The 6,987-nt window shown below is 69.5% G+C and carries 8 protein-coding genes; 4 read left to right on the forward strand and 4 right to left on the reverse strand.

The window, feature by feature from the left end; genetic code table 11:
• Positions 1-186, reverse strand: a 186-nt coding sequence (locus GX543_RS09240) for a hypothetical protein (protein ID WP_290851491.1), incomplete at its 3' end; no start/stop codon positions are given.
• 10 nt (positions 187-196) lie between these two features.
• Here GX543_RS09240 and GX543_RS09245 point away from each other — a divergent pair.
• Together GX543_RS09245 and GX543_RS09250 are read left to right on the forward strand one after the other, a co-directional pair.
• Positions 197-745 (forward strand): hypothetical protein, encoded by a 549-nt coding sequence (locus GX543_RS09245; protein ID WP_290851492.1) that lies wholly within the window; start codon positions 197-199, stop codon positions 743-745.
• 96 nt (positions 746-841) lie between these two features.
• Positions 842-2,005, forward strand: coding sequence for a lipase family protein (locus tag GX543_RS09250; RefSeq protein WP_290851493.1), 1,164 nt, complete (start codon positions 842-844; stop codon positions 2,003-2,005).
• 57 nt (positions 2,006-2,062) lie between these two features.
• On the opposite strand, the gene GX543_RS09255 is transcribed toward GX543_RS09250, so the two are convergent.
• Positions 2,063-3,481 (reverse strand): sugar porter family MFS transporter, encoded by a 1,419-nt coding sequence (locus GX543_RS09255; protein ID WP_290851494.1) that lies wholly within the window; start codon positions 3,479-3,481, stop codon positions 2,063-2,065.
• Positions 3,478-4,044, reverse strand: coding sequence for a hypothetical protein (locus tag GX543_RS09260; protein ID WP_290851496.1), 567 nt, complete (start codon positions 4,042-4,044; stop codon positions 3,478-3,480). The genes GX543_RS09255 and GX543_RS09260 overlap by 4 nt, the downstream gene beginning before the upstream one ends.
• A gap of 44 nt (positions 4,045-4,088) precedes the next feature.
• On the opposite strand from GX543_RS09260, the gene GX543_RS09265 reads away from it, so the two are divergent.
• Positions 4,089-4,652, forward strand: a complete 564-nt coding sequence (locus tag GX543_RS09265; protein WP_290851498.1) for an HhH-GPD-type base excision DNA repair protein — start codon at positions 4,089-4,091, stop codon at positions 4,650-4,652.
• A 20-nt stretch (positions 4,653-4,672) separates the two neighbouring features.
• The gene (locus GX543_RS09270) at positions 4,673-5,602 is read left to right on the forward strand and encodes a hypothetical protein (RefSeq protein WP_290851500.1); all 930 of its coding nucleotides are present in this window, start codon (positions 4,673-4,675) and stop codon (positions 5,600-5,602) included.
• 11 nt (positions 5,603-5,613) lie between these two features.
• Here the strand turns inward: GX543_RS09270 and GX543_RS09275 are convergent.
• A partial coding sequence (locus tag GX543_RS09275) for a hypothetical protein (RefSeq protein WP_290851502.1) occupies positions 5,614-6,987 on the reverse strand: 1,374 nt, incomplete at its 5' end.

Here is a 6,987-nt window from a genome sequence, read left to right on the forward strand (position 1 = left end):
CACCACCACCCCGAGCACCACGTCACCCGGCACCACCCCCAGCACGACGACACCCGGCACGTCGACCCCGGAGTCCTCGGCACCGAACGCGACCACGCCGACAACGGATGCGCCGGCCAACCCGCTCGCACCGAACCCCGTCGACGCGCCTGTCACCCCCTCTGCCGTCACCCCCTCTGCCGTCACCCCCTCCGCCGTGACTCCGGCAGTCGCCGACGCTCTTGCCGCGCTGCAGAAGATCACCGGCACCACACTGCTGAGCCCTGCCCTGTCGCCGCTCTGCGCCACCCCGACGGCCGACAACCCACTCGGGCTCGTCACCGCCCCGGCAGTGGCCGTGCCCGGCCCGTGGCCCACCGTCAAGACCAACAACAACGTCGACATGCTGCGCGGACTCGCCGACCTGCTCCCCGCCGACAACGACCTCCTGACGGCGATCGACGACGACCAGACCGCATTCGCGCTGGTGCCGCCCGGTGAGCCGGGCGCGGACAAGTTCCGGGTCGCCTGGTTCAACACCTCGACGCTCAAGGGCGGCATGGCCGACCTGAAGCCGCTCTCGGAGGTCGCCGCCTCCAGCCCGCTGAAGCAACTGCTGACCGCAACGGAGAGCTTCCACGGCATCCGGCTGGCGCGGGTCCAGACCGGCAAGGGCACCATCCTGTCGGCCGTCTTCGGCACCACCACCAAGGCCGGCCGAACCTGCTTCTTCCTGCCCGCTCTCGGCACCGTCAACAACCAGTGATCGATCTCCGCTGACGGCGTAGATCTCCGTTCTCCCGCACCACACCCGTTCGGCACCCTCCCTCCAGCTCGCCCCGGCCGTCGTAAAGGACCGATAATGATCTCCGCCCCGAAGCGGTTCGTCCGCAATCTCTGTGTGACGGCGGCTGCCGCGGCTGTCGCGGCAGGCACGGTGACCGGTGCCTATGCACTGGCCGATCCGCAGGAGGCTCCGCCGGCCCCCGGCGGCCAGACCGCGGGATCGGTCTTCGCCAACCGGACGATCGATCCGGACAGACTGGTCTCCGGAGCGAGCAGCGGCCAGCAGTACAGCTACTGGTCGGAGGGCTCCGACGAGCGGCTGCACCTGACCACCGCGGTCCTCCTGGAACCGAAGGGCGCCACTCCGTCGGCGGGCTGGCCGGTGGTGGTCTGGGCGCACGGCTCGGACGGATGGAACGAATCGTGCTCACCGTCGCGCAACAACGGCGGCGACGCCGACGACCGCACCGCGATGAACCGACTGCTGAAGCGCGGGTACGCGGTGATCGCTCCCGACTACGCCGCGGTCGGCGCTCCGGGCGCCCCGCAGTACTCCGATGTCGACGCCACGGCGCACAATCTGGTCGACGCCGTGCGTGCCGCGGCCGACATCGGTCAGGCGAGCTTGTCGCCCAAGTGGGCGGTCGTCGGACAGGCGCAGGGCGCCGCCGCAGCGATCTCCCTGGCCCGAAATGCCACCGCCTGGCAGACCGGCAAGCTCGACTTCCGCGGCGCCACGGCCACCAGCGTGCCCGGCGGCTACGACGACGTCGTCGCCGGCCTGAGCCCGAGCTCCTCGTCCGTGCCGACCGCGGTCGTCGCCGATGTGCTCTACACCCTGGCCTCCCAGGACCCCGCGGCACTGGAGCCGATCCTGACCAAGCGCGGCGCCGCGCTGGTCGAGAAGGCCAAGACGCTGTGCACGGCGGCCCTGATCGACGAGATCGGCAACACGCAGCTCGCGGGTCTGGTGTCACGCCCGCTGTCGTCCAATGCGGCGCTGGCCGGCACGCTCCGCAAGTCGCTGACGCTGCCCACCCGCGGCTTCAGCCGCCCCGTCCTGATGAGCCAGCGGCTCATCGACGACACCGTCGTGGTCCCCAACTCCCTCCGCTACCTCACCGAGGCACAGCTGACCAGCAACAAGGTCAAGATGAGCACCTATCTGACCGGCGACGTCTCCGACGCCAAGCGTCAGGAGCAGGCGGTCGTGGACTCGTTCCTCGACGACCTGTACTGACCGGACAGCGCTGATCGGACAGGGCAGACCGGGCGGGTTCACCGATCCGATGTCCGGTCAGCCCATCTCCTCCAGCTCCATGCCCTTCGTCTCGGGCACCTTGCTCCGGACATAGAAGAACGAGATGCCCGCGCAGAGCGCGAAGAAGGCGTAGACGAAGGCCGGTCCGACCGCGTCCATGGCGGTCGGGAACAGCAGCGAGATGATGAAGTTCGAGATCCAGTTGACGGCGGTGCACAGGCCGAGCGCCACCGCGCGGAAGCGGTTGGGGAACATCTCGCCGAGCATCACCCACATCACCGGGCCCCAGCTGGCGGCGAAGGCGATGACGAAGAGGTTGGCACCGATCAGCGCCATCACGCCCCAGCTCGTCGGGAGCCGCGACACCGTCTCCCCGTCCTCTACCGCCTTGTACACCTGGGTGAAGGCGATCGACGCCAACAGTAGTCCGATGAACATGCCGACCGAGCCGATCAGCAGCAGCAGCCGACGGCCGATCCGATCGACGAACCCGATGGCGACAAACGTCATGGCGACGTTGATGACCGCGGTGATCACCGACGTGGTGAACGACGCCGACTCGGAGAAGCCGACCGACTGCCACAGTGTGGTCGAGTAGTAGAAGATCGCGTTGATGCCGACGAACTGCTGAAAGACCGCCAGCCAGATACCGACCCACAGCAGGGGGTGCAGTCCGAAGCTCGGCCCGGTGATGTCGCGCAGCGACGACGCCGCCTCCGTCTTCAGCGTGCCGCGGATCTGTCTCACCCGACCGTCGGGGTCGGGCTCCCCCGTCACCCGCGCCAGGATCTGTCCGGCTTCGGCGTCACGACCGCGACCCACCAGGTAGCGCGGCGATTCCGGGATGGTCAGTGCCAGGACGCCGTAGACGACGGCAGGGACCACGCCGACGAGGAACATCCAGCGCCACGCTTCGAGGCCGAGCCACAGATCGTTCGATGCCGAACCGGCGCTGTCGGCGAGCACCGCGTCGGACAGCAGGGCCGCGAAGATGCCGAGCGTGATGGCCAACTGCTGCATCGAGCCGAGCGCGCCACGCAGGCGGGCCGGGGCGATCTCCGCGATGTACGCCGGGGCGATCACCGACGCGATGCCGATTCCCAAGCCGCCGAGTACGCGCCAGAGCATCAGGTCCCACACCGTCTGTGTGAGACCCGCGCCGATGGACGAGGCGACGAACAGCACCGAGCCCAGGAGCATCACTCGTGTGCGACCCCAGCGGTCGGCCAGCCGGCCGGCGAACCAGGCGCCCAGCGCACAGCCCAGGAGCGCGATCGCTACTGCGAAACCGACGACGAGTTCGGACAGCTTGAACTCGCCCTTGATCGCGTCGACCGCACCGTTCACCACGGAGCTGTCGAAGCCGAACAGGAAGCCGCCGACCGCAGCGGCGGTCGACACACCGAGAACGCGGGCGATCGGGACGTCGGAACGGCCGTGACCCGCCGCGGTCACAGGACTGCCGATCCTCGACAGGACGAGTGCTGCGGATTCACCATCGGGTTGAACGCCATGGCACCGATCTTCTGGTGGATGGTGAAGCTCACCCGGCCGCGGCCGGGATGCAGCACCGCTTCCCAGTTCGCGTTGTGGGCGCGCGTCGGGACGCGGACCACGCCGGAGCGTCCGGTGGACCTGTTGTGCCAGCGCACCGTGGTGAGGGTCGTGAGTTCCAGGATCGGCCCCATCCCTCCGGGGTTGTTCGCGTCCAGGGTGATGGCCGGCCCCGGCAGCCCGTCGGACGGGAACGGTCCGCCGGTCCAGACGTCCACCAGGATCCGCAGCGGGGCCGCGGGCCACGGATTCGGGCTGTCGCACCGAATGGTCTTCACGTAGTGACCTCCGTACGGCGCGGCGGTGGCCGGCGACGCGCCGAGCAGCACCGCCGCGAGGGCCGCCCCGGTTCCGATCAGCGCACCCGCCGTTCGCCGGCCGGCCCGTCGCTTCGCGGTGCCCGCCGACCCCGTCTCCACACGCGCGCTGCGCCTCGTGCTCACACCCATCGTCCTCACACCCATGGATGGGAGTGTGCCAGGAGCACGGCCTCACTACGATGACATCTATGGGAAAACTCCAGATCGCCCAGGACCCGGCCGCCGATGAACTGCTCTCCACCGATGCCTTCGCGCTCACCGCGGGAATGCTTCTGGACCAACAGTTCCCGATGGAGCGGGCCTTCGCGGGCCCCGCCAAGATCCTCGAGCGATTCGGCACCCTCGATCCGGTGGCGATCGCCGACGCCGACCCGGAGGCGTTCGCCGATCTGTGCGCCACCCCGCCTGCGGTGCATCGCTACGGCCGTTCGATGGCCGGCCGGATTCAGGAGCTGGCCCGCGTGGTGGTCGACGAGTACGACGGCCGCACCGACGCCATCTGGAGCACGGCGAAGACCGGTGAGGAGTTGTTCGCCCGGGTGCGAGCGCTCCCCGGTTTCGGCGAGCAGAAGGCCAAGATCTTCGTCGCACTGCTGGCCAAACAGCTCGACGTGAAGCCGCGCGGATGGACCAAGGTGACCGGAGACTACGGCCGCAAGGGTTTTCGTTCGGTAGCCGACGTCACCGGCCCGGAGTCGCTCCAGCGGGTTCGCGACTTCAAGAAGGCGGCTAAGGCGGCGGCCAAGAAGTAGGTGCCCTACAATCTTCACCCATGAATAATGGCGCGAAAGAAGTTCGGACCGCGGTCAAGCTTCCGCTGCGTATCGGCTTCGCAGCTGCGGGGATCGCGCTGTCGACCGTCGAGTCGGTCGTCAACGTCGCACGACTGACCGCGGAGAGCATCGAGAGCGAGGTCAACTCGATGGTCGGCATCTCCGGCGACAGCGAGATCGCCACGGTGCGCGCACCGTTGACGATCCTCAGTCAGGTCGCCGACCTGCTGAGTCCCGACCGCCCGTTCGGCCGGATCCTGGCCAACGGCGGGCCGCTCGACCGGCTGATCCAGCCCGGCGGCGTCATCGATCGACTCACCGCACCCGACGGCCTGCTCGAGAAGCTGACCGAGCGCGGCGGGCTGCTGGACCAGATGACCGACGAGAAGGGCATCCTGATGCGGGTGGCGTCGAAGGACGGCCCGCTCGACCGCCTGACCCGCGAAGGCGGCGTGGTGGATCAGTTCACCGACAACGAGGGCATCCTGGAGCGCCTCACCTCCGAGGGCGGCATCGTCGACAAGCTGACCGCGCCCGACGGCGTTCTGGAGAAGCTGTCGCAGCCCGGAGGCGTGCTCGATCGCGCGGCCAGCGACGAGGGCCTGCTCGATCAGCTGCTCGGCGTCGACGGCGCCCTTGAGAAGTTGATCGCTCCCGGCGGTCCGCTGGACAAGTTCACCGAGCTCTCCGAGACCCTCGCGTCGCTGCCGCCCAACCTGGCGGCGATGCAGGAGACGGTCGACCACCTCAACGAGGTCGTCGAGCTCCTCAACGCGTCGGTGGCCCCGATCGGCGGCCTCGCCGACCGCCTGCCCAAGCGCCTCACCCGATCGGGTGCGGGCGGCGCAGGCGCCGTGGTGCCCGCGCCCCGTCCGCAGCTCGCAGGCGATCCGTCCGATTCCGTCGAGGACCGCTACCCGGGGCGGTAGGCCCACCCCGCTTACCGTCGCAGCGCTGCGGCGACCGCCCTCGCATAGTCGTCGACGACCGCCGCCGCGTGTCCGGTCGCCGCGATCGAGACGGTGATCCGATCACCGATCCCGTGCACACCGTGGGTGAGCCCGTGCACCGGTGACAGGGCCGGAAACCCCGCGGTGAACAGGACCCTGCGTCCGCCGAGCATCAGATCGGCGGGCCCGCGGTTCACCGAGGAGACCACGGTGGCTCCGGCGACGTGGGTCGGGAGCGGAGCTCGCCGACCCAGCCGCACGGCGAGCGAGTCGAGGACCGCGGGCACCAGGCCTGCGGCTTTCCGTTCGAGCCTCCTCGCGGTGGTGCCGTCGCGTCGCTGCGCGCGTTCGATCTGGTCGCCGATCAGTCCAGCTCGATCGGCGACCTCGGCTTCGGCGTGCAGATCGACCGCCACGGTGTGGAAGTTGTTGCGACGTCTCACGGTGGGCGGACGAGCCAGCGTCACTTCGGCGACCACCTGCCCCTCGCTCGTCGCCCCGCCGACACCGGCGAGGACATGGGCGAGCACAGCCATCACGGACACCGTCACCGACGGGCCGTACCGGCGCAGCCCATCGCGCGACACCGTGATCGTGCGGAGCTCCACCGCTCCGTCGGCGGGCAGGTTCAACGGCGTGGCCTCGATGACGGGCAGCCCCGCGGGCGGCTGTTCACTGCGCCACGCCAACAGGCCGACGACCGTCGCCGCCGCGAGGCGCGGTAGCACGGTCGCGACGCCCACCATCGCCGCTGCGATGTCGGCGACGATCCCGACCCCGGTGGCACTGGGCAGCATCGACGCGTCCCGGTCGCGGTGCTCGCTCTTCTCGTCGGACAGGAGTCGCCGCGCGAGGTCGGAGACCCGACGACCGTCACCGAGGGCATGGGAGATCTGCAGGACCACCACCGTCGCAGGACCGACGGCTTCCGGCGCCCCGGTGATCGCGGCGAAGACGTGGACCCGCCAGAGCGGCCCGGCCCGGCGCCCCTCCCCCTCGCTCCCCTGAACCAGGCTTCCCTGCCCCATGAAGCCGGCCACGGCACGCAGGCAGTCGTCCCATGTCGCAGCGGTGTGGACGCAGAACTGGTCGTCGACGATCGGCACCGGCACCCAGCGCGGATAGTCGAGATCGTTGGGGGTCCGAGCGATGCCGAGGTGCAGGTCGGCGATCCGGACGGCTCGCGACCGTAGTTCGGCGACCGCATCCCCGTCGTCGCTGTTCGACGCGGGGAAGGCGTAGAGCAGGAACTGGTCGTTGTTCGCGCCCAGCGACCGCCAGTACATCGCGGCGTCGGGTTCGGCGAGGGCGCTCAACCGACCTCCGTGACATTGCTCGATGGCAACGTAGGCATAATGCGTCTC

It is taken from the genome of Gordonia sp. (in: high G+C Gram-positive bacteria) (assembly GCF_012515855.1).
In the GTDB taxonomy this organism is placed as follows: Bacteria; Actinomycetota; Actinomycetes; order Mycobacteriales; family Mycobacteriaceae; genus Gordonia.